This window comes from Acinetobacter sp. YH16032, from assembly GCF_013417345.1.
Taxonomy (GTDB): Bacteria; Pseudomonadota; Gammaproteobacteria; order Pseudomonadales; family Moraxellaceae; genus Acinetobacter.
In genome coordinates, this window is the sequence record NZ_VPEE01000162.1 from 1 (window position 1) to 1,140 (window position 1,140).

General features: G+C 32.0%; 2 protein-coding genes. Both read right to left on the minus strand.

Annotation, left to right across the window (positions count from 1 at the left end; genetic code table 11):
* On the minus strand, positions 1-502 hold a 502-nt coding region (locus FTV32_RS17160; protein ID WP_180029164.1), incomplete at its 3' end, for a HaeII family restriction endonuclease.
* Positions 503-511: 9 nt separating this feature from the next.
* A partial coding sequence (gene dcm, locus FTV32_RS17165) for a DNA (cytosine-5-)-methyltransferase (protein ID WP_180029165.1) occupies positions 512-1,140 on the minus strand: 629 nt, incomplete at its 5' end.

Sequence of the window (1,140 nt, forward strand, 5' to 3'; positions counted from 1 at the left end):
TAGAAAATAAAGCATAAACCACACATTCAAATACTTTATCTATACTTCTTTTTAATCCAGGTTCTTTCCAAAAAGAATCCATGAATTCCTCTAATGTAAAATTAGAAGAATCATGGGATAAACAATAGTTAACGCTACTAGATACAGAACCTAGGCGCTTAGCAAATAATGTATAAATATAAGCCTCTACAGCCCCATTTTTTTCATTATTTTCCTTTGCTAACACTTCTAAAATGCGAGGAGGAATGGCATTTTCCTCAAATAAATTATCTTGGAATCGGGCACTTGATGTTGATACATTACCAACTAATTTAGAAGTAACTGAATCACGCCATTTCTTTGATTGTGTTCTGTACGTTTTCAACTCTAAAGGATTTAAATCTTCTGGATTTAGTCTATATCTCCTCAGAATCTCAGCAATTTGCATAGGTTTATATAGATGAGCTCTACTCTTAGCAACTAACGAATCTAAAGCTACTTTTGCATCTGAAACTGTTGTCATAATTTCTATCTAATTCAATGAATTTAAGCAATTTATCATATTTTCAGCGATACGTTCTATCACTGTAACTGTTACTGAGTTACCAGCAACTTTTCTCGCTTGAGTATAAGGTACATCAATTTTATAAGTATCTGGAAAACCTTGTAACCGTAACATCTCACGTCCTGTTAAACGTCGTGTACCATTTACTACTAAATAGTTGTAACTCCCCCCAGCTCTTAACGCACATGAATATGGAAGTGCTGAAATATTACCACCGATATTTTCATGCCATATTGAAGGCATAGGCGGCTCTTTCTTTAGTTTTTCAAATCTTTTATTTCTAATTTCTTCAGATAAAAAATACTTGCTTTCAATATCTTCATCTGCTTCTAATATTTCAGAAAGTGGTCTATATACATTTAATTTTTCAGGAAAATGAAAGTTAACTTTATCTAAGAAACCAACGATGTAAATACGTTCTCGCTTTTGTGGAACGCCACCATATTCCAATGAGTTTAATACTTTATAATGTAAGTTATAACCTAAATCTTCTAACTTATTTTTGATAGTTTCAAATGTATTTCCCTTATCATGAGTAGTTAGACGCTTTACATTCTCAAGCAGGAACGCTTTTGGTTTTTTTACTCTTAATATTT